The organism is Nocardia sp. NPDC127606 (assembly GCF_042671725.1).
Classification (GTDB): domain Bacteria; phylum Actinomycetota; class Actinomycetes; order Mycobacteriales; family Mycobacteriaceae; genus Nocardia.
The window spans coordinates 1,897,784-1,918,929 of record NZ_JBHXWQ010000001.1 but is presented as its reverse complement, the minus strand read 5'-3'; the positions used below and the strand labels follow the sequence as shown (position 1 = coordinate 1,918,929).

Genomic DNA, 21,146 nt, shown 5'->3' with positions numbered 1-21,146 from the left:
ATGGAAGAGAGAACAGCAGCTATGCCGATTGGTTCAGAGTCCGGGGCGGGGCTCGCACCGGATCCGGTGCCCGAGTACGCCGCGTGGCGCAAGGGCGTGGCGGGTGTGCTGGCGAAAGCGCGACGGGTCGAGGCTTCCGAGCTCCCCGCCGAACCGGAACATCTGCTCGACGAGACCACCTATGACGGGCTCACGATCGCCCCGCTCTACACCCGCCGCGACGAGCTGCCCGAGCAGCCGCTGCCCGGCGCCTTCCCCTATGTGCGCGGTGGCGACGCCACCCGCGACCCGCAGCGCGGCTGGTTCGTCGGCGCGTTCGCCGGTGAGGACGACGCCGAGGCCACCAACCGGGCGATCCTGACCGGTCTGGAGAACGGCGTGAGCGCGATCGCGCTCGGTGTGGGCGCCTACGGCGTCGCCGTCGACGACATCCCCCTCGCCCTGCGTGGCCTGCTGTTCGAGCTGGCCCCGCTGACGCTGGTGGCAGGTGCGGCGACCGGCACGGCCGCCGAGCGGGTGTTCGACGTCCTCGACGGGTACTCGATCGCCGATCGCACGCAGATCCGGGTCGGCCTCGGCGCCGCCCCGCTGACCAGCGCCTTCACCGGTGCCGAAGACCTCGACCAGGCCGCGACCGTGGCGCTGGCCGTGCGGGCGATCGCCCGGCCCGAGACGGTCCGCGCGATCACGGTGGACGGCATCGCCTTTCACAACGCCGGTGCCGCCGACGCACAGGAAGTGGGCGCCGCCGTCGCGGCCGGCCTTGCCTACCTGCGTCTGCTGACCGGCGCCGGGGTCGACATCGCCGACGCGTTCGGCCAGCTCGAGTTCCGCTTCGCGGCGACCGACGACCAGTTCGCCACCATCGTGAAATTCCGGGCGGCCCGGCGCCTGTGGGCCCGAGTGGCCCAGGTCTCCGGAGCGCCCGCCTTCGGCGCCGCCCCGCAGCACGCGATCACCTCGGCCGCGATGATGACCCAGCGCGATCCCTGGGTGAACCTGTTGCGCACCACGCTCGCCGCGTTCGGCGCCGGCGTCGGCGGTGCCGACTCGGTGACCGTACTGCCCTTCGACGCGGCCCTGCCCGCGGGCGAACTCGGCGTATCCACGACGTTCTCCCAGCGCCTGGCTCGCAACACCCAGCTGCTGCTGCTCGAGGAATCCCGTCTCGGGCACGTGCAGGACCCGGCCGCCGGTTCCTGGTACGTCGACAAGCTGACCGACGAACTCGCCGCCAAGGCATGGGAGTTCATGCAGGAACTCGAGTCGGCGGGCGGCTACCTCGCCGCGCTCGACGCCGGTGTGCTCGCGGCCCGGATCGCCGAGACCGCCGCCACGCGCGCCGCCGACGTCGCCCACCGCCGGACCGCGGTCACCGGTGTCAACGAGTTCCCCAACCTCGCCGAGACCCCGCTGTCGGAGCAGGCCCGTGAACCGGGTCCGAACGCGCGCTACGGCGCTGCTTTCGAAGCGCTGCGCAACCGCTCCGATGCCTACCTGGCCGCCAACGGCGCCCGCCCGAAGGCACTGATCGTGCCGCTCGGCCCGGTGGCCGAACACAACGCGCGCACCATCTTCACCGCGAACGTGCTGGCGTCCGGCGGGATCGAGTCGGTCAACCCCGGCCCCCTCACGATCGACGCCATCGCTGCCGCCGCCGCGGAATCCGGTGCGCGGTTCGCGGTGCTGTGTGGTGCCGACAAGCGCTACGGCGAACAGGCGGGGGCCGCCACCGATGCCCTGCGCGCCGCCGGAATCGAGACCGTGCTGCTGGCCGGAGCGGAGAAGTCGGTCGAGCAATACAGCGGGACGCAGCGTCCCGACGGGTACCTGGCCCTGCGCATCGACGCGGTCGCGGTCCTGTCGCAGCTGCTGGAGAAGGTGGGAGCCTGATGACCACGTCCGATATCGAGCACGTCATCGGCAGCTTCGCCGAGGTGCCGCTCACCGACCACGCGCCCGCGTCGGCCGATGTCGACGCCGAGCAGGTCCGCGCCTTCGTGGCCGACGCGGCGACGGCGAACCACACCACGTCCGAGCAGTTGGTCTGGTCGACCCCGGAGGGCATCGACGTTCCGCCGGTGTTCACCAAGGCCGATCGGGATGCTGTTGTCGCGCAGGGCTATCCGCTCGACACCGTGCCCGGCGTCGCGCCGTTCCTGCGTGGCCCGTACCCGACCATGTACGTGAATCAGCCGTGGACCATCCGCCAGTACGCGGGCTTCTCCACCGCCGCTGATTCCAACGCCTTCTACCGCCGCAACCTGCAGGCGGGCCAGAAGGGGCTCTCGGTCGCGTTCGACCTCGCCACCCACCGCGGCTACGACTCCGACCATCCCCGCGTCCAAGGTGACGTCGGTATGGCCGGTGTCGCGATCGACTCGATCCTGGACATGCGCCAGCTCTTCGATCAGATCCCCCTGGACCAGGTGTCGGTGTCGATGACCATGAACGGCGCGGTGCTGCCGATCCTGGCGCTCTACGTCGTCGCCGCCGAAGAGCAGGGCGTGACCCCCGAGCAGCTGGCCGGAACCATTCAGAACGACATTCTGAAAGAGTTCATGGTCCGCAACACCTACATCTACCCGCCCAAGCCCTCGATGCGGATCATCTCCGACATCTTCGCCTTCACCAGCGCGAAGATGCCGAAGTTCAACTCGATCTCCATCTCCGGTTACCACATCCAAGAGGCCGGTGCGACAGCCGATCTGGAGCTGGCCTACACCCTCGCCGACGGTGTGGAGTACATCCGCGCGGGTATCGCCGCGGGCATGGATGTCGACAAGTTCGCACCGCGCCTGTCGTTCTTCTGGGCCATCGGCATGAACTTCTTCATGGAGGTCGCCAAGCTGCGCGCGGGACGGCTGCTGTGGAGCGAGCTGGTCTCGAAGTTCGAACCCAAGAGCGCGAAATCGCTGTCGCTGCGGACACATTCGCAGACCTCGGGCTGGTCGCTGACCGCGCAGGACGCCTACAACAATGTGGCGCGCACCTGCATCGAGGCGATGGCCGCGACCCAGGGGCACACCCAGTCGCTGCACACCAACGCGCTCGACGAAGCCCTGGCGCTGCCGACGGACTTCTCCGCCCGCATCGCCCGCAACACCCAGCTGCTCATCCAGCAGGAGTCCAACACCACCCGCCCGATCGACCCGTGGGGCGGCTCGTACTACGTCGAGTGGCTCACCCACCAGCTCGCCGAGCGGGCGCGCGCCCACATCGCCGAGGTCGAGGCGCACGGCGGTATGGCACAGGCGATCTCGGAAGGCATTCCGAAGCTGCGCATCGAAGAGGCCGCCGCGCGGACCCAGGCGCGCATCGACACCGGCCAGCAGCCGGTGATCGGGGTCAACAAGTACCAGGTCGAAGAGGATCACGCGGTCGAGGTCCTCAAGGTCGAGAACTCGCGGGTGCGTGCCGAGCAGATCGAGAAGCTGGAACGGCTTCGCGCCGACCGTGATTCGGTCGCCGTGGAGCGGGCGCTGGCCGAATTGACCCGTGCGGCTTCGGCGACCGAAGGCGGCATGGAGAACAATCTGCTCGCGCTCGCCATCGACGCGGCCCGCGCCAAGGCCACCGTCGGTGAGATCTCCGACGCGCTGGAGAAGGTGTACGGCCGCCATCAGGCCGAAATCCGTACCCTGTCCGGTGTGTACCGTGACGAAGCAGGCAAGGCATCCAATATCGGCGCGGCCATCGCGCTGGTCGAGGAATTCGGCGAGGCCGAGGGGCGTCGTCCGCGCATCCTGGTCGCCAAGATGGGCCAGGACGGGCACGACCGTGGCCAGAAGGTGATCGCGACCGCGTTCGCCGACCTCGGCATGGATGTCGACGTGGGCCCGCTGTTCCAGACGCCCGAAGAGGTGGCGCGGCAGGCGGCCGACAACGACGTGCACATCGTCGGTGTGTCCTCGCTGGCCGCCGGTCACCTCACGCTGGTGCCCGCGCTGCGGCAGGCACTGGCCGATGTGGGTCGCCCCGACATCATGGTCATCGTCGGCGGCGTGATTCCGCCCGGCGACTTCGACGAGCTCTACGAGGCAGGCGCGGCAGCGATCTTCCCGCCCGGCACCGTCATCGCCGACGCGGCCATCGACCTGCTGAAGAAGCTGGGCGCGGCACTCGGGCACGAGATCGGTGGCGGCACAGCCGAATGAGCGACGCCGCACAGGTAGCCGGGGGTGCCGACGCGCACCCCCGGCTCGGGACCACCGCGGGCGTAGGCTCGCCACGCAACGAGGGACGCACCGCCGTGGGCGTTCGCCGCACGATCGATGTCGGCGCGCTCGCCGAGCAGGTCCGAGCCGGTGAGCGGTCGGCGCTGGCTCGCGCGATCACCCTGGTCGAATCCACCCGCTCCGATCACCGGGAACTGGCTCAGCAGTTGCTGCTGCGGGTGGCGGCGGAACCGGGCAGTGTCGTGTCGAACCGGGTCGGCATCACCGGTGTTCCCGGCGTCGGCAAGTCGACGTTCATCGACGCGCTCGGGATGTACTTGCTGGCCAAGGGGCATCGAGTCGCGGTCCTCGCGGTCGACCCGTCCTCGACCCGCACCGGCGGCTCGATCCTCGGTGACAAGACCCGCATGGCCCGGCTGTCTCTGGAAGCCGACGCGTTCATCCGGCCGTCCCCGACGGCGGGCACCCTCGGCGGCGTAGCCAAGGCGACCCGCGAAACGATCGTGTTGCTCGAGGCCGCCGGATACGACGTGATCCTCGTGGAGACCGTCGGCGTCGGCCAGTCCGAGGTGACCGTGGCCAATATGGTCGACGTGTTCTGCTTCCTCACCCTGGCTCGCACCGGAGATCAGTTGCAGGGCATTAAGAAGGGCGTGCTGGAACTGGCCGAACTCGTCGCGGTCAACAAGGCCGACGGCAAACACGAGATCGAGGCCAAAGGCGCGGCCCGCGAACTGGCAGGCGCGCTGCGCCTGATTCACCCGCACGACGCCCTGTGGAAGCCACCGGTGCTCACCATGAGCGGCCTGGAAGGCGTTGGCCTGGAGAAGTTCTGGGACACCGTCCTCGATCACCGCCGGGTGCTCACCGACGCGGGCGAATTCGCCGAGAAGCGCCGCCGCCAGCAGGTCGACTGGACCTGGACCATGGTCCACGACCAGATCCTGCGCCGCCTGGCCGACAATCCGAACGTGAAAGAGGTTCGCGCGCAGGTGGAATCGGCCGTCCGCGCTGGAACGCTCACCCCCGCCCTCGCCGCCGAACAGATCCTCACGGCCTTCGACCGGAGTTGAGGTACCTGCAACGGTGCCCATCGGTAGCTGGTTGTGGTGTCATCGAGTCACCCCTAGGGTGATCGCCCAGAATTTTGGCTTTCACGTGGGAGTTTGTGGATCATAGTCTGATTCCGACTGCTTTGCCAGCTGTTGTCTGAGCCGATTTTCAAGGATCCTCGGAAGTGGACGTCGAGAGCTGACGGCCGAGGAGGCAGTGATGACGATCTTCCGCACGAATCGGATGATGAGCAGCGACAGGACGCCCGAGCGGGCGATTCTCGGGGGCGACGGTCGTTGGCGGCTCACCTGGCTGCCGGAACTCGGCCTGACATCCGATCAGGCGATATCGGGACTGAGGCTGGACGAGATCCTCAGTGACCCAGCCCTGGTCTATGACCGGATGGCGCTGGCGGAGGCCACCACCTGCGCCGACCGCATCGGCATCATCCTCGAGCTCGCGATGGTGCGGCTCTGGAAGCGGATGAGCACCGCCATCGCACTCTGCGGGTTCGTGGCGACCCGATGGGGTCGACTCGTCTGACCGGGGTCGGACTTTCACAACCAGCGGACACGTCGGAAGGTGATGATCAGGGCGGTGCAGATGGCGAGCATGACGAACACCGTGGCGGGGTAGCCCCAGGTCTGGTGGAGTTCGGGCATGTGATCGAAGTTCATGCCGTAGATGCCGGCGATCATGGTGGGAACCGCGAGGATGGCGATGTAGGCGGAGATCTTGCGCATGTCGGTGTTCTGCTGGACGGCGATCTTGGCCACCGCGGCGCCAACGAGGGTGGTGAGGGTTTCGTCCAGGTCGTTGATGCGTTCGGCGACGCCGCTGTGGTGGTCGGCGACGTCGCGCAGGTAGCGGCGCACTTCCTTGGGCAGGGGAGTGCGCGGCGCGGTGAGGGTTTGCAGCGGGCCCGCGAGCGGGCGAACGGCGCGGCGTAACTCGACGATCTCGCGTTTGAGCTGGTAGATGGCCTCGATCGGGATCTTGCTCCGCGGGCTGAAGAGCTCTTCCTCCATCGACTCGACGTCGAACTCGGTCGCCTGGGTGACGTCGATGTAGGTGTCGACGACGTGGTCGGCGATCGCGTGCAGCACGACGCCGGGGCCGAGCGCGAGACGGTCGGGTTCGGCTTCGAGCCGGTGCCGGACGGCGGTGAGTTCGTTGTGTTCGCCGTGGCGGACCGCGACCACGAAATCGGCGCCGAGGAAGACCATGATCTCGCCGGTCTGCACGATCTCGCTGACGGTGTGCATATCGTGCTCGACGTAGGCGACGGTCCGCATCACGGTGACCATGGTGTCGTCGTAGCGTTCGAACTTCGGGCGCTGCCTGCCGGTGACGGCGTCCTCGACGGCGAGTTCGTGCAGCCCGAACGTCGCGGCGATCTCGCCCATCTGGTGCAGGTCCGGTTCGAACAGGCCGATCCAGACGAAACCCGTACCACGCCTACGGATTTCGGCCAGTGCGGTCTCGGGGGTGAATCGGCCGGGCAGGCGCTTGCCGTCGACATAGGCGGCGCAGTCGATGATGGCGCGCGCGGTCGGCACCGAGGGTTTGGGAACGACTTCCACTCGCCGTCGGCTGCGCGACAGGAACGGCGAATCCGCCACCCGGGCTCCGATGCCGCGCCGGGTCGCGGGGGGAGCGGGTGTGACGCGAGGGCCGTCGACCACCGTTCACCTCGCTCTCTTCGATCGTGCCGCAGCATCCCACGGCGGCCGACGCGGACGCAACCGAAGCGGGGGTTGCGCAGATCGACCCACGTCGCGCGATCGTCGAACGGCTGGCGCGTGGGCCCGCATCGGTGTCGGATCTCGCCGCACCGTTCGAGGTCGCGCTCCCGACGATCGTGCAGCACTTGAAAGCGCTCGAGGCCGGTCGCCTCGTCAGTTCGGCGAAGATCGGCCGCGTGCGCACCTACCAGTTGGTGCCGGACGCCTTCGGGCCGGCGATCGAATGGCTGCACGACCAACGTCCACCGGCACAACGGCAGGTGGACCGGCTCACGGCACTGCTCGTGGAATCGACCAGAAACCCAGAGGGAGAACAACAATGACCGATACGGTGACCCGCTCCATCAACCACGCCCAGTTCACCATCGAACGCGAGGTGCCCGTCGCGCCCGCCGTCGTCTTCCAGGCCTTCGCCGACCCCGCCGTCACGGCGAAGTGGTTCGGCGGCGAAGAAGGGTGGGAGCAGGGCGAGTCCTCGATCGCCAAGCTCACGCTCGTCGAATTCGGCGCCCACCTCGACGGTTTCGACACCGGTGCCCAGCGCGAGGAAGGCACCCTCGGCCTCGTCGATGCCCTGGTGGCCTATCTCGTCGGCCAGGCCTGAGCGACATCGCTCACCGCACCATGACCACGCGCGAATGCCTGCCCGTCGCGCCGTCGGGGAACGGGGTCGCCCTGGCGTCGGTCTGCACCGATCCGGTGGCGTCGACCGCGCGCACGCGAAGGGAGTGCGTGCCGGGCGAGGCATCCCACGTCCAGGTCCACTGGCGCCAGGTATCGAGGGAGTAGGCCGCGGCGAGTGTGGTCGGTTGCCACGGTCCGTCGTCGACCTGGACTTCCACGGCGTCGATCCCGCGGCCCTGGGCCCACGCCACGCCTGCCACGACCACCGGACCGGCGTCGAGGTGGGCGAACGCCGCCGGGACATCGATCCGGGATGCGGTTTTGATGGGTGCCCGCGTCGCCCAGCCGCGTTGGGTCCAGTACGCCTGGTCGCGGTCGAACCTGGTGAGTTCCAGATCGACGACCCACTTGGTGGCCGAGACATAGCCGTAGAGGCCGGGCACGATCATCCGCGCCGGGTAGCCGTGAGCGACGGAGAGCGGCTCGCCGTTCATCGCGACGGCGAGCAGGGCGTCGGGGTTGCCGAGCACGGCTGCCGATGGTGTGCTCGCGGTGAAACCGTCGACGCTGCGGGACAGGATCATGTCGGCGTCAGGGGAAGGTCCCGCCTCGGCCAGGAGATCGGCCAGGCGGTATCCGGTCCACAGGGCGGTTCCGGCGAGATCGCCACCGACCTCGTTCGAGACGCAGGTGAGCGTGATGAGCGATTCGACCGCACGCCGGGAGCTCAATTCGTCGAAGTCGAGACGGATCTCGCGCTCCACCATCCCGTGGATGCGCAACCGCCACTGCGCGCGAGTCAACGACGGAAGCTGAAGCGCGGTGTCGACGCGATAGAAATCCTGTGCGGGAGTGATGAATCGGGTGAGTCCGGGCACGACTCGGTCCATCTCGGGGGTGACCGGCGGCACCGGGGCGGCGACCTGAGGGAGCACGAAAGCCGCCCGGTCGGTGGCGATATCGCGCAGGCGGCTGCCGATGACCCGGCCCGCCGCGCCTGCCGCCACGGCGCCGGCCGCCACGGCCGTGAGGGCGAGCAGGAACCCGCGCCGCGTCGGCCCGGCCTGCCGGTCGACCTCGGCGGGCACGAGGAACAGCGCGCACAGCGCCGCCGTTCCCGCCAGTGACCCGACCACCGCCGGAACGACGAACAGCGGTGTGGCAGTGGGTCGGAGCAGCGCCAAGCCCCCGACGGCCATACCGAGAACGCCGAGCAGCCCGGCCGCCCATGCCGGGCTGCGGCGGGCCACCAGGCCGATCATCGCGGCAGCCACGGCCATGACCGCGGCCATCGTGATGGCCAGCGCCAGTTTGTCGTTGGTGCCGAACCAGCGGATCGCGCTGTCCTTCAACCATTTCGGCGTGTGGTCGACCACGGTGGCGCCGAGGACGAAGAAGGGCGAGGAGGCCGGATCGATGAACACGGCGACGAGATGCCCGACTCCGAGAACCAGCGCGGCGGCGGCCGCGGCCGCGAGTGCCGCCGCGAGCCGGCCCGGATGGCGATGCGTGAAGCGGAAACGGCGGACCATGCTGTCACTCCTGGGGTTTCGAGTGTCGGCACGGCCCGCCGCAGCAGGTCAGCCGACTGTCATGCTGACGATCGGTGAGGTGGTCGGCCCGGGTGAACCACCGGCGGGTTCGACCGTCACCGCGAGCGTGTCGGCGACGTCGACCGTGGTCACGACCGAGGCCGGACCGTCCATCACCGCCACCGATGTCGGTGTGCCCGCACGTATCAGCCACAGCTGGTAGGCGCGATCGGCAGGCAGCGCGGGCATGTCCTGGAACGACACCGCGGCCGCGCCCAGCGACTTCGACTCGTACACCGTCATCGCGCCGCCACCGGTGACGGCCACCGAGGACTCCCGGCTGTCGGGCTGGTCGAGCACCTGCTGCGCGGTGACCGCACCCGCACCGTCGTCCGCGCGTTCGAGCACCACCCCGATACCGACACCGGCACCGACCGCCACGATCGCCGCGGCGGCGACGGTCAACCATCGAAGGTGCCAGCGATTACCGGGCGCGCCGCGCCGCGCGAGCGGATGCGCCTGTGTGTCGTACCGGTCCAGCGCCCGCATCAGTGCGGATTCCAGGCGTGCCGGTGGCGGGACCGAGTCGAACACGGTCAGGTCCGCCATCGTCTCCTGGATGCGGTGGACCGCGGTCTGGAACTCGGCCACGCGGTCGGGTCCGGCGGCATCGAGCCACTCCTCGAGCGCCTGTAGCTGTGGTGGATCCAGCGCATCGATGGCATAGGGGTAGGCCTCGTCCAGCCACGACCAAGGGGTCCGCCGATCGGTCTCGCTCATCGGGTATTCCCTCCGGTCAAACAGTTCTCGAGCCTTTTCAGGCCATCTTTGATGCGGCTCTTCACCGTCGGCAACGGCACCGCCAACGTCTCGGAGACCTCGACGTAGGTGCGCCCGCCGTAGTAGGCCAGCGCCACCGCTTGGCGTTGGAGTTCGGTCATGGTCTGCAGACAGTCCAGCACCGACTGTTCGTCGAGTCGCTGGGTGACCTCCTCGGCCACCACGTCGTGGTCGCGGCCGAGGTGGGCGTGGCCGAACACGATGTCGCGGCGGGTGGCCGACTGCTCGGCCCGTACCCGGTCGACCGCACGCCGATGGGTCAGCATCATCAGCCAGCCGATCGGGCTGGCCTTGGTCGCGTCGTACTGTCCGGCCAGCGACCAGACCTGGAGGAACACCTCCTGAGCGATGTCCTCGGCGGCGCCGTGGTTGCGCACCACGCGTAGCGCGAGCCCGAAGACCCGTGGGCTGGTGGCGCGGTAGAACTCGGCGAACGCCGCCCGATCGCCTGCCGCGACGTCGTCGAGCAGGTCGATCAGCCGTTCTTGGACGGCATGGTCGCGGCGGTCGCCCGTCGGGCAGGCCGGAGCGGGCTCGGTGACCGATCGCAGGTTGATCGGTGCGGAGCCGCGCCGGGCCGTCATCGGATGGTCCCTGCTTGCATCAGCATGAGAGGGATTTCGGCCTGCCTTCGGGTTCGGATGGGCGCCGCCGAGATATTTCCGCGGCGACGCCCGAAAAAGCGCCGTCGCCGTCATCACGCCGCGGGCGGCATGAGCACGCTGTCGATCATGTACACGGTGGCGTTCGCGGTGCGCACGCCACCGCAGATCACGTTCGCGTCGCCGACCTTCAGCGTGTCGCCCGAGCCGCTGACCGTCACGTCGGCGCCCTGGACTGTTTTGTGCGTGCCCGCGATGCTCTGCGGCGAGATCTGGCCCGGCACCACGTGATAGGTGAGAATCGAGGTGAGCGTAGCCGAGTCGGTCTTCAGCGTGTCGATCGTGGCCGGATCGATCTTCGCGAACGCCGAGTCGACGGGCGCGAAGACGGTGAACTGGCCACCGTTGAGGGTGTCGACGAGATTGACTTCGGGATTGAGTTTGCCCGAGACCGCCGAGGTCAAGGTGGTGAGCATCGGGTTGTTGGACGCGGCGACGGCGACCGGCTCCTGGGCCATCCCGCTGACCGAGCCGGGACCGCTGGGCACCTGGGCGGCGTATGCCGCGCAGCCGGGCCCGACGAGGTCGGCGGCGGCGGACGCGCCGGTGGTCATCGGCGCCGACGTCATCGGCGCGGAGGAGGTCGCGGCTGTGGTGCTCGAGTCGTCGTCGGAACAGGCCGAGAGGCCGAGTGCCGAGCCGAGGAGCATCGCCGCCACGAGGGCTTTTGGCAGAGATCGCATGGTGTTTCCGTCACTTCCGTCGAGGCGGCGAGGTGCCGCGTAGATGTTGGATGCAACGGAGTTCGGCTGGCTCGGCGGTTCGGACTGCCGACGAGTGCCGTCGATATTTCCGACATGGCGCTAGCGCTCCGGTGTCGAATCGGCCGACCCTCGTCCGGCACCGTCCTCGGTCACCGATTCCGGGTGGAGCAGCAGCATGGCGGCGAGCAGTCGTTCCCACGTGGTGTCGGGAAGTTCGTGGCCGATGCCGGTCAGCGGGAGCAGATCGGCGCCGGGGATCTCGCGAGCCATGGCCTGTCCGTTGCCGTAGGGAAAGAACGGGTCGTCGGTGCCGTGCGCGACGAGAGTCGGCACGGCGATCTCGCCCAGGCGTTCCCGCCACCGGTCGCCGGCCTCGACATATGCCAGGTTGAGCATGCTGGAAGCCGAGTCGGTGGTGCGGTCGACCATGCGGGTCGCGTGCCGACGTGCCTGCTGTTCGTCGAATCCGTGGGTGCCCGCGCGAACCCGGGCCTGTTCCACGCCGTAGTCGATCACCGCCGCCCGGTCGGACCAGTCGGGGTGGGGTCTCTCGGTGAAGAACGTCATGATCCGGTCCGAGTGTTCGGGCAGGTCCGGGTCGGCCGGGCCGGGGGCGGTCGGACGGGTGTTGATCAGCGTCAGGGCCGAGACCCGATCGGGGTGGTCGAGGGTGGCGAGCTGACAGATCCATCCGGCCACCGAGAAACCCACCAGGTGGGCTCGCCGAAGTTCGAAGACATCCATCAGCCCGACGAGATCCGCGACCAGATCCCGCAGGCTGTAGCCGGGAGAGCCCGGCGCGTAGGCGGTCGACCGGCCGGTATCGCGCATGTCGTAGCGCAGCACGAACCGGCCCGCGTCGGCGAGCCGATCGCAGAACCGGTCCTCCCAGCACAACCTCGACGTGCTCGGCAGCAGCACCGGCGGCCGGCGCCGGTCCCCAAAGGCGCTCACACACAGGTCGACATCACCGACGGTGACCATGTGCTCGAACGATCCCTGACCATGAAGCGGCATGGCGACTCCTCTGCGGTTGCGTCTCTGGAACAGACGACCTCCACAGCCGGAATTCATCGGTCTAGCTGCCCACACAGTCGATGATCGGTGCGGGATAGTCCTCCGGATCGATGGCCGTGCGCCACGGTCGGTGAATGCTCGCGCCGGTCAGGTGCGCCAGTTCGGGAAGCCAGCGCCGCACATAGACGCCGTCGGGGTCGTAGCGCTCGGCCTGGCGCAGCGGATTGAGTACCCGATTGGGCCGGGTGTCGGTGCCGGTGCCCGCGACCCACTGCCAGTTGAGCTGATTGTTGGCGAGGTCGGCGTCGACGAGCCAGCGCAGGAAGTGCGCCGCGCCGACCCGCCAGTCCTGGCGCAGCGACTTGGCGAGAAAGCTGGCCGCGATCAATCGTGCTCGTCCCGGCATCCAGCCTTCGGCACGGAGTTGTCGCATGCCCGCGTCGACGATCGGGTAGCCGGTGCGCCCGTCTCGCCAGGCCGCGACGGCCTGTTCGTCGTCGGGGCCTGCGGCCACCCGCGTGCGGTAGTCCGACCAGGCGGCATCGGGGCGGGCGGCGAGTACCTGGTGGTGGAAATCGCGCCAGGCCAGCTGCCGGACGAAGGCGAGCCCGCCGTCGTCGGCCGTATCGACCCGGCGTACCACCTCGGTGGGGGACACGCACCCGAAGTGCAGGTACGGCGAGAGCCGGGAGGTGGCGTCGGCGGCGAGATCGTCGTTGTCGCGGGCATAGGCGGCGATCGGGCCGTCGAGCCAGTCGTGCAGCAGCGCACGCCCGGTGGATTCCCCGCCGACCCGCAACTGTGGCGACGGCCGCCCGGAACTGAGATCCGCCGGCTGCGGCAGCGTCTCACTCCGGATCGATGGCACCGACAGCGACCGGGGCGCAGGCAGCGGGGTGCGGCGGTGGGCCGCGCTCCAGCGCCGGAAATAGGGGGTGAAGACGGCGAAGTGATCGCGTCCGGTCGACGGGACGAGCTCGGCGGAAGTGGCTGTGACGGAACCGGAATGGCAGTGCACGACGGTGTCGGGGTTGCGGCGCAACGCCTGCTCGCGCTGCCTGCTGTAGCGGCTGACATCCTCGGCCAGGTGCACGCTCGTGGCGCCGGTCTCCTCGATCACCCCGTCGAGGACATCGGCCACCGCGCCGCGGCGCACGACGAGCGTGCCGCCGAGCGCGCGGAGTTCTTTGTCGAGTTCGGCGAGTGCGGCGGCGAGGAAGTGCGCGCGATTGGGCGGGCAGCGATCGGGCACCAGCACCTCGTCGACGACGAACAGCGGTACCACCCGGTCGGCCTCGCGAACGGCCGCGGTGAGCACCGGATTGTCGTGAACGCGCAGGTCACGGGTGAACAGGGCGATCGCGACGCTCATCGTGCGCAGAGGGGCAGCACACCCTCGCGGCCACCGGTCGTGGGCGAGGTGAGATAGACGCACGGGTCCTGGCCCGCGATTCTGATCGCCTCGTCGATCTGCTGCCAGGTGCTCTCGTCCAGAGCCGGGGTGCGGGAGAGGACGAAACCCGACAGCCTGCTCGGCGAGGTGACCAGGGCCCACGAGTAGTCGGGGCCGAGCGCGGTCACCAGGTAGTTGGTCGGTCCCTCGCGCCCGTCCTGGCCGATGACACCCGGAAAGCTCACGTGCAGCTGCGCGTTCGTGACCGGGTCGTTGACGGTCGCGGTGCCGCGGATCTCGTCGACGCCGCCGCTCCAGGTGTGGCAGCGATTGTGGACGGCGATGTCGCCGCGCGCGTCGAGTCTGTAATTCGCGGAGGTGTCGCGTGCGCAATTGAGGTTGAACACCTGCGGTACTGCCGCGAGCTGATGCCAATCGCCGAGATAGCGGTCGAGGTCGAGACTCGGCACCGGTGCGGGTGGCGCGGCGGCCGCGGTGCCCGAACCCGCCACGCAGAGGCCTACGGCGATCAGCAAGGCGGTGGTCCACGGGCCGAATCGGGTGCGCACAGGAAACTCCTCGCGTAGTCGGTGTTCTTCCATGCTAACAGTAAATGATGCACTATTGATGCATGATGCGGACGGTTCAGCGGGTTGTCGGCTCGACGGGCAGGACCTGGCGCCGACGCGCGGAGGCCGGGCCGTGACGCGCCTGCCGAGGCGTTCCGGGCAGAATGAGGCGATGCCCGCCGGTTCTGCTCCTGTCTCCGCCGCGGCCGGATTCACGGTTCGCGCGGTGGCCGACCGTCTCGGCATCCCGACCGCGACTCTGCGGAGCTGGAATCGCCGCTACGGGATCGGTCCCGCCCAGGACCGGCCGGGCCGCCATCGGCTCTACACAGATACCGATATCGCCGTGCTCGAGCACATGCTCGAGCTGATCGGCGGGGGCGCGAGTGCCGCCGGGGCCGCGGCGGCGGCCCGCGGGCCCGCGCCGGTCCTCGGTGACCGCGCCGGCCTGCTCGACGCGGCGTTCGCGCTGGACACCACTACCGTCTGTGCCCATCTGGACGCCCATGTGCGGGCTCATGGCGTCGTCGCGACCTGGGAGACCCTGTGTCGCCCCGCTTTCACCGATATCGTCGCGCGCCAGGGTGGCGGTGAGGGATGCATCGACGTCGAGCACCTGCTGTCGTGGTCGATCGCGGCGGTCATGCAGCAGGTGAAACCGGCGCGGAGCAGTGCGCCCGTGCTGCTCGCGTGTACGAGCGGCGAAACGCATTCGCTCCCGCTCGACGTGCTGCGTGCCGCCTTGGCCCAGGCGGGAATAGGTGCGCGCATGCTGGGCGCTGACGTGCCGACCGTCGCGTTGTCCGATGCGCTCGCCCGGCATTCGAACGAGGCTTCGGTGCTGCTGTGGTCGCAACGTGAGTCGACCGCGTTGACCTCGGCGGTGCTGGCCTGCGCGGGGGCCGGTGCCCGGGTGCTCGTCGGCGGGCCGGGCTGGGAGGCCGTGCTGCTGCCCGACGCGGTCGAGCGGATCGGCGGCCTGGCCGCCGCGGTCGACGCGCTGCGCTGAATGCGTTCGGGCACATCGTGTTTCCGGCGCGGTGTCGCCGAGCGGCCGCTTTCCTCGCTGCACACGCCGGCGATATCCACCCGACCACTATTGAACGATGCATAGGCGATGCGTGGTTGGAGCAGCCGACTCCAGAGCCGGCGAACCCGCCGACATGCATCGTTCGCTCGCGACGACCGGCGCCGGAACGTGTCAGCTCGCGGTCCGCCCCAGCAGATGCCGCAGCGTCTGCTCCAAATCCTCGCTCCGGAAGACGTGCCCGGCCTTCGCCAGCTGGGTCGGCGTCACCCGCTGACTGGCCTCGGCGAGTTCGCGCGCGCCCTGCTTGCCCAGTAGTACCGCCGGACCGAAGCTCGGGACCGGCAGCACAGCGGGGCGATGCAGCACTCGCGCCAGCACGCGGGTGTACTCGCTGTTGCGAACCGGCTGTGGCGCAACGGCATTGACCGGGCCCGACAGCGTGTCGTCCCAGAGGGCGCGGTGGTAGACATCGACGAGATCGTCGATACCGATCCACGACAACCATTGCCTGCCGTCCCCGATCCGCCCGCCGAGACCGGCGCTGAACAACGGCCGCAGCAACCGCAGGGTGCCCCCACGCGGCGACTGCACGATGCCGGTGCGCACCCGCACGACGCGGACTCCGCCCACCGCGGCGGGCTCGCACGCGTCCTCCCACTGTTCGACCACATCGGCCAGGAATCCGTCACCACGCTCGGACTTCTCGGTCAGCGCCTGCTCGCCACGGTCATAGCCGTAATAGCCGATGGCGGAAGCGCTGACGAAGGTGTCGACGCCCGAGGCCGCGGCCAGCTCGGCGAGCCGTCGGGTCGGCTCGATGCGGCTGTCGGCCACCGCACGCCGGTGCGCGGCGGTGAATCGGCCCGCGATGGACGCCCCGGCCAGGTGCACCACGGCATCGATGTCGGCGAGCAGGTCGGCGGCGGGTGCGGCGGGGTCCCACTGTCGTTCATCGGAATGATGTGCGGGATGGCGGACCAACCGCACCACGCGGTGCCCGCCGGTGCTGAGGAAGGCGCTCAGTGCGGAGCCGACCAGCCCCGACGCGCCGGTCATCGCGATCGTCGTCGGCGGTAGGCCCGACTCCGCCGCACGGCGGTGGCTCGCCAGATCGTCGGCGAGCTGGCGATAGCGGTACTCGAACATCGGCCGCAACACCGACTCCGGAATCGGCGTTCGCACCCGATCGATCACGCGGGTGTGCGTGTCGTCGACCTCGGCGAACTCGTGGACGTGCTGCCACGGCAACAGCCGCGAGACCGGCAACGAGGCGGGTCCGCCCGCCGCGACGGCGTCGGCGAACCGCTCGGGCGGCCGATACTGCTCGGGATCGTGCTGGGCGATCCAGCGCAGCCCACCGGGCAGGCCGAGCACCGCGCGCCCGGTGGCCAGCGAATCGGCTTCGGCGATCAGGGTGACCGGCTGCCACGGTGGCGCCAATCGCGTGAACGCACCGCGACGGGCGAACCAGGCGAAAACGTCGGCCCGGGGTGTTGCAACGATGTCAGAACACTCGATGCCCATGACTCGACTGTAGTCACGATCCGCCGTGACCCATCGCTCCCATGTCCATTTGCGCAGGTGCGGGTTGCTGCCCGGGCGCCAGCACCAGGAATTGGCCCATCATGCCCTGGTCTTCGTGGTGGAGCAGGTGGCAGTGGTACATGTACGGATAGGTGGGATCGGTGTGGTCGGCGAAATGCATGGCCAGGGTGTAGGTGATGCCCGGGGTGGTGTAAACGGTGTCCTTCCAGCCGGAAAGCGCTGGGGGCGGGGGTGCTCCGTCGACGGCGATGATCTGGAACTGGACGTCGTGGACGTGGAAGTTGTGGGGCCAGTTGTCCTTGTTGCGAACCGTCCATACTTCGGTGGTGTCGACGGGGACGGTCATGTCGATGCGGTTCATGTCCATGCGGCGGTTGTTGATCATGAACCACTGGAGGTCGAACGAACGGGTCCGTGGGGTGGTCGCGGCGGCGAGGGCGGGCATCGGGATCAGCGTCGTCGGCAACACGGCGGAAGGCCGCAGGGTTGCGGCGGCACGCAGTGTCAGGATGTCGAAGGTGTCGTCGAAACCGAACTCGCCCGCGCGTTCGATACCCGCGCGCCCGGTGATCGGCAGCGACCGTAACGTGACGTTCTCGCCCGGACCGAGGGTAACCACCAGCTCCACACGCTCGCCAGGGCTGAGCTGAATCCGGCTCAGCGCGACGGGTTCCGAGAGCAGACCACCGTCGGTGGCGATGAGCTGGAATGCTCTGCCGCCGCCGAAAGCGAGCTGGTAGAGGCGGCCCGACGAGCCGTTGAGGATCCGCAACCGGACCCGGGCGGTGGTGACGGACAGGTGGGCGTTCGCGATGCCGTTGGTGACGATCGTGTCGCCGAGCAGGCCGACATCGGTGGCGTCGGATTCGTCGAGGGCGCCGTCGGCGGTGAACCGGCGATCCTGGATCACCAGCGGAATATCGTCGACGCCATAGTCTTTCGGCAGATTCAGGACGTCCGACGCGTCGTCGTCGATCAGGAAGAAGCCGGAAAGGCCACGGTGGACATGCTTTTCGGTCGCGCCGTGCGGATGTGGGTGGTACCAGAGCGTCGCGGCCTGCTGCTGCACGGTCCACTGCGGCGCCCACACGGCACCCGGCGCGATCATCTGATGGGGGCCACCGTCGAACTTCGCGGGCAGGTGCATGCCGTGCCAGTGCACCGACGTGGGCTCGGGAAGGTCGTTGGTGATGGTGAAGGCGACCTTCTCGCCGCGTCGAGCCCGCACAGTGGGGCCGAGGACGGAACCGCTGTAGCCCCACGTCGGGGTCTGCTTGCCCCGGATCATCTCGGTCGCGCCCGCCTGCGCCCGCAGCGTGAATCGGCGGACGCCGTCCGCGCCGACGGCGGACGCGGCCAGTGGTGGGATCGGCAACGGTCGGGTCGAGTCGGTTGCCGAACCAGGTGCCGAGGGTCGGATCGAACACCCGGCCGCGTACGCCACCGGTGCCAGGGCGAGCCCGGTGAGAAATCCTCGTCGCGAGACCACGTGTGCTCCTTCTGTGCGGGAACCTCCAGCTTCGTTCGGCCGCGGCGGCGGGGACTCCGCCAAACGGCCCGACCCGGACCGCCGGATTCCACCCGCGCGGCCCTTGCGCACACGCGGGTCACCTGGTATTTCGAGCCGATCGAGCACCCTTGCGGATCCCACCCGGTCCCGCACAGGCGCGCCGACCGCCTACTCGCGCGGTCCGAACCACTCGGTCGCTTACCGTGGGGGCGTGATCGAGATCCGCGCCCACCGCGACTGGCGAGGGCTGCTGCGGTGGCTGCCGCTGGTGCTGATCCCGGTGTTGCTGCTGGCCAGCACCTACCCGGGCCAGTACCGCGTGCCGCCGCACTACTGGCTGCTGGCGATGACCGCGGCCGCGGTGTTCCTGGCCGGGGCCCGGTGGCCGCTCGCGGTGTCGCTCGCGCTGTCGGCGCTGGCCGTGCCGATGCTGCGCACCGACGCCTGGGGCGTGTCCGGGCTGGCGCCGTACCTCGGCGCGGTGGCCCTGGTCGATGTGGTGGCGCGCACGCACCGGTGGTCGATCGTCGTGGTGGCGACCGTGGGCTGGGCTGCGGCCGTGACGCTCGGGCGGGTCGGTCTCCACGACAACTCGATCGGTCGGGCGTCGACCCTCGTCGAGGCCGCGGCGTATGTGGGACTTCCGTTGCTGCTCGGGCTGTACCTGCGGGGGCAGCGTGACCTGGCGCGGAATCTGCGCCTGCGCGCCGAGGAGGCGCAAGCGCGTACCCGCCTCGACGAGCGCGCCGCGCTGGCGCGGGAACTCCATGATGTGGTCGCTCACCACATGGCTTCGATCGTCCTGCGGACTTCGGTGGCGGGACATGTTGTGCGCGAAGCCGATCCGCGCGTGGTCGCGGTGCTCGACGATGTGCGCGACACCGCGGCCGACGCACTCGCCGACATTCGCCGGTTGCTCGCCGCCCTGCGCGATCCGGCCCTGGGTACCGTCGCCCTGGTCGACTCCGACGCGGTCACGACCGAGGTCGAGGCCGCGCTCACTCGGGCTCGTGCTGCCGGGTTCACTGTCGTGACCGAGGTCGATGCCGACCTCGGCGGGCTCGACGCGATCAGCAGGCTCACGCTGTTGCGTTTGGTGCAGGAATCGCTGACCAACGTGATGAAGCACGCGGATCGGGATGTGCCGGTGCGGTTCGCAATTCTGCGGTGCGAAGGCGGGATCACGATCGAGGTTGTCAACGGCAGTCGCGACGGGGCGACGGCACCGCCGGGACACGGAATCGTCGGGATGCGCGAGCGCGCCGAACTCGCCGGGGGCACCCTCGCCGTCGGCGCGGACGGCGACGCGACGTGGACAGTGCGCGCTCGGCTGCCGGACACCGCGAGGGGAGTGGGTCTGTCGTGATCACGGTCTTGTTGGTCGACGATCAGCGCCTCGTGCGCGCGGGCCTGCGGATGCTCATCGAGGACACCACCGACCTCGCCGTCGTCGGGGAGGCGGCCGACGGTGTCGAGGCGGTGCGGCTGTACGCCGAGCTCGCCCCCGACCTGGTCGTGATGGACCTGCGGATGCCCGGCCTGGACGGTGTCGAGGCGACCCGGCAGATCCTGGCCGCATCACCACGCGCGAAAGTGCTGGTGCTGACCACTTTCGACGACGACGAACACCTGTTTCCCGCGCTGTCGGCCGGGGCCGCGGGCTATTTCGTCAAGGACACCGAGCCCGCCGTGCTGCTCGATGCGATCCGGCGCACGGTGGAGGGCGATCTGATGTTCTCGCCCGCGCTGCTGCGCCGCCTGGTGGACCGGGCGCTCGCGGCACCGCCGGCGCCGGCGCCGGCGCCCGATCTGACGCCACGGGAGCTCGACGTCCTTCGTCTCGTCGCCCAGGGATACGGCAACCAGGACATCGCTGACCGGCTCCACCTGGGCGTCAGCACCGTCAAGACCCACATCGCCAACCTGCTCGGCAAGACCGGCACCGACAACCGTGTTCGCCTCGCCGTCTACGCGGCCGAGGTCATCGGCCGCTGATATCTCGAGAGTGAGATAAGTCATCGTTAACTAAGTCAACATTAAGATATATTTCCTTCTGTCAGGCAGTCGGATTGTCGTGCAGGAGGATTGGTCATGCGGATCGCGGTGTTCGGAGCTGGTGGGGCCGTCGGGAGCCGGGTCGTCGCCGAGGCGGTGGCGCGCGGGCACGAGGTGACCGCGGTGTCGCGGCGCGAGATGCCGGTTCCCGACGGTGTGCGGGTGCGGATCGGTGACGCGAGCCGAGCCGACGACGTCGAAAAGATCAGCGCCGGGCACGATCTCGTGATCTCGGCGACCAGGCCCGCGGTGGGACGTGAGTCCGAGCTGCCGGCCGTCGCGGCGGCGATGCTCGACGGCGTCGCACGCGGCGGTGTCCGGCTGCTGGTCGTCGGTGGTGCGGCCACGCTGATGGTGCCCGGCGCCGGGGCGCCACTGAGCCGAACCCCGGAGTTCCCCACCGAACTCGCCGCGATCGCGCAGGCATGCGCCGATCAGCTTGCCGCGTGCCGAGCGGACGCGACGGCCGACTGGACCTATCTGAGCCCGCCCGCTGATCTGATTCCGGGGGAGCGAACCGGTGGCTACCGGGTCGGCGCCGACGAACTGCTGGTCGACGCGGACGGTATCTCGACGATCTCCATGGAGGACTTCGCGGTGGCATTGCTCGACGAGGCGGAGCGGCCCGCTCATCGGCGAGCCCGATTCACCGTCGCGGCACGATGATTCGCCGAATCGACGTTGTGTTC

20 protein-coding genes are annotated in these 21,146 nt (G+C 69.3%); 10 read left to right on the top strand and 10 right to left on the bottom strand.

The genetic code is table 11. The features are described from left to right. Positions 1-21 precede the first annotated feature (21 nt). The 4 genes from ACFVJ5_RS08985 to ACFVJ5_RS08970 all read left to right on the top strand — a co-directional run bounded on the left by ACFVJ5_RS08985 (position 22) and on the right by ACFVJ5_RS08970 (position 5,774). Positions 22-1,893 (top strand): methylmalonyl-CoA mutase family protein, encoded by a 1,872-nt coding sequence (locus ACFVJ5_RS08985; protein WP_379219310.1) that lies wholly within the window; start codon positions 22-24, stop codon positions 1,891-1,893. After that, entirely contained in the window at positions 1,893-4,157 is a 2,265-nt protein-coding gene (gene scpA / locus ACFVJ5_RS08980) for a methylmalonyl-CoA mutase (protein ID WP_379219309.1), read from the top strand. The genes ACFVJ5_RS08985 and scpA overlap by 1 nt, the downstream gene beginning before the upstream one ends. Beyond that, on the top strand, positions 4,154-5,251 hold the full coding sequence (gene meaB / locus ACFVJ5_RS08975) for a methylmalonyl Co-A mutase-associated GTPase MeaB (protein ID WP_379219308.1): 1,098 nt from the start codon (positions 4,154-4,156) through the stop codon (positions 5,249-5,251). Before scpA ends, meaB begins: the two co-directional genes overlap by 4 nt. 199 nt (positions 5,252-5,450) lie before the next feature. Continuing rightward, the gene (locus tag ACFVJ5_RS08970) at positions 5,451-5,774 is read left to right on the top strand and encodes a hypothetical protein (RefSeq protein WP_379219307.1); all 324 of its coding nucleotides are present in this window, start codon (positions 5,451-5,453) and stop codon (positions 5,772-5,774) included. 14 nt (positions 5,775-5,788) lie between these two features. On the opposite strand, the gene ACFVJ5_RS08965 is transcribed toward ACFVJ5_RS08970, so the two are convergent. After that, positions 5,789-6,853 (bottom strand): magnesium and cobalt transport protein CorA, encoded by a 1,065-nt coding sequence (locus ACFVJ5_RS08965; RefSeq protein ID WP_379219803.1) that lies wholly within the window; start codon positions 6,851-6,853, stop codon positions 5,789-5,791. An 86-nt stretch (positions 6,854-6,939) separates the two neighbouring features. Between ACFVJ5_RS08965 and ACFVJ5_RS08960 the strand changes: the two genes are divergently transcribed. Together ACFVJ5_RS08960 and ACFVJ5_RS08955 are read left to right on the top strand one after the other, a co-directional pair. Beyond that, the gene (locus tag ACFVJ5_RS08960) at positions 6,940-7,299 is read left to right on the top strand and encodes an ArsR/SmtB family transcription factor (RefSeq protein WP_379219306.1); all 360 of its coding nucleotides are present in this window, start codon (positions 6,940-6,942) and stop codon (positions 7,297-7,299) included. After that, positions 7,296-7,580, top strand: coding sequence for a hypothetical protein (locus tag ACFVJ5_RS08955; protein ID WP_379219305.1), 285 nt, complete (start codon positions 7,296-7,298; stop codon positions 7,578-7,580). The genes ACFVJ5_RS08960 and ACFVJ5_RS08955 overlap by 4 nt, the downstream gene beginning before the upstream one ends. 10 nt (positions 7,581-7,590) lie before the next feature. Here the strand turns inward: ACFVJ5_RS08955 and ACFVJ5_RS08950 are convergent, their stop codons facing one another. The 7 genes from ACFVJ5_RS08950 to ACFVJ5_RS08920 form a co-directional block, all read right to left on the bottom strand. Continuing rightward, positions 7,591-9,132 (bottom strand): molybdopterin-dependent oxidoreductase, encoded by a 1,542-nt coding sequence (locus ACFVJ5_RS08950; protein WP_379219304.1) that lies wholly within the window; start codon positions 9,130-9,132, stop codon positions 7,591-7,593. Between the two features lie 48 nt (positions 9,133-9,180). After that, on the bottom strand, positions 9,181-9,912 hold the full coding sequence (locus tag ACFVJ5_RS08945) for an anti-sigma factor domain-containing protein (RefSeq protein ID WP_379219303.1): 732 nt from the start codon (positions 9,910-9,912) through the stop codon (positions 9,181-9,183). Further along, a complete protein-coding gene (gene sigK / locus ACFVJ5_RS08940) occupies positions 9,909-10,556 on the bottom strand; it encodes an ECF RNA polymerase sigma factor SigK (RefSeq protein WP_379219302.1) in 648 nt (215 codons plus the stop codon). Before sigK ends, ACFVJ5_RS08945 begins: the two co-directional genes overlap by 4 nt. A 113-nt stretch (positions 10,557-10,669) precedes the next feature. Then, positions 10,670-11,317 (bottom strand): fasciclin domain-containing protein, encoded by a 648-nt coding sequence (locus ACFVJ5_RS08935; protein ID WP_379219301.1) that lies wholly within the window; start codon positions 11,315-11,317, stop codon positions 10,670-10,672. Between the two features lie 120 nt (positions 11,318-11,437). Continuing rightward, positions 11,438-12,355 (bottom strand): alpha/beta fold hydrolase, encoded by a 918-nt coding sequence (locus tag ACFVJ5_RS08930; protein ID WP_379219300.1) that lies wholly within the window; start codon positions 12,353-12,355, stop codon positions 11,438-11,440. A 61-nt stretch (positions 12,356-12,416) separates the two neighbouring features. After that, the gene (locus ACFVJ5_RS08925; protein ID WP_379219299.1) at positions 12,417-13,727 is read right to left on the bottom strand and encodes a cryptochrome/photolyase family protein; all 1,311 of its coding nucleotides are present in this window, start codon (positions 13,725-13,727) and stop codon (positions 12,417-12,419) included. Continuing rightward, positions 13,724-14,317: a lipocalin family protein gene (locus ACFVJ5_RS08920; protein WP_379219298.1), complete on the bottom strand. Its 594-nt coding sequence runs from the start codon at positions 14,315-14,317 to the stop codon at positions 13,724-13,726. The genes ACFVJ5_RS08925 and ACFVJ5_RS08920 overlap by 4 nt, the downstream gene beginning before the upstream one ends. A gap of 172 nt (positions 14,318-14,489) precedes the next feature. On the opposite strand from ACFVJ5_RS08920, the gene ACFVJ5_RS08915 reads away from it, so the two are divergent. After that, on the top strand, positions 14,490-15,326 hold the full coding sequence (locus ACFVJ5_RS08915; RefSeq protein WP_379219297.1) for a MerR family transcriptional regulator: 837 nt from the start codon (positions 14,490-14,492) through the stop codon (positions 15,324-15,326). A gap of 192 nt (positions 15,327-15,518) precedes the next feature. On the opposite strand, the gene ACFVJ5_RS08910 is transcribed toward ACFVJ5_RS08915, so the two are convergent. Together ACFVJ5_RS08910 and ACFVJ5_RS08905 are read right to left on the bottom strand one after the other, a co-directional pair. Then, on the bottom strand, positions 15,519-16,871 hold the full coding sequence (locus tag ACFVJ5_RS08910) for a TIGR01777 family oxidoreductase (protein ID WP_379219296.1): 1,353 nt from the start codon (positions 16,869-16,871) through the stop codon (positions 15,519-15,521). A gap of 13 nt (positions 16,872-16,884) precedes the next feature. Next, positions 16,885-18,381, bottom strand: coding sequence for a multicopper oxidase family protein (locus ACFVJ5_RS08905; protein ID WP_379219295.1), 1,497 nt, complete (start codon positions 18,379-18,381; stop codon positions 16,885-16,887). A 232-nt stretch (positions 18,382-18,613) separates the two neighbouring features. On the opposite strand from ACFVJ5_RS08905, the gene ACFVJ5_RS08900 reads away from it, so the two are divergent. The 3 genes from ACFVJ5_RS08900 to ACFVJ5_RS08890 all read left to right on the top strand — a co-directional run bounded on the left by ACFVJ5_RS08900 (position 18,614) and on the right by ACFVJ5_RS08890 (position 21,123). Next, a complete protein-coding gene (locus tag ACFVJ5_RS08900) occupies positions 18,614-19,768 on the top strand; it encodes a sensor histidine kinase (RefSeq protein WP_379219294.1) in 1,155 nt (384 codons plus the stop codon). Next, positions 19,765-20,397 carry a response regulator gene (locus ACFVJ5_RS08895; protein ID WP_379219293.1) on the top strand — a complete coding sequence of 211 codons (633 nt, stop codon included), beginning with the start codon at positions 19,765-19,767 and terminating at the stop codon, positions 20,395-20,397. Before ACFVJ5_RS08900 ends, ACFVJ5_RS08895 begins: the two co-directional genes overlap by 4 nt. A gap of 96 nt (positions 20,398-20,493) precedes the next feature. Further along, a complete protein-coding gene (locus tag ACFVJ5_RS08890; RefSeq protein WP_379219292.1) occupies positions 20,494-21,123 on the top strand; it encodes an NAD(P)-dependent oxidoreductase in 630 nt (209 codons plus the stop codon). Positions 21,124-21,146 lie beyond the last annotated feature (23 nt).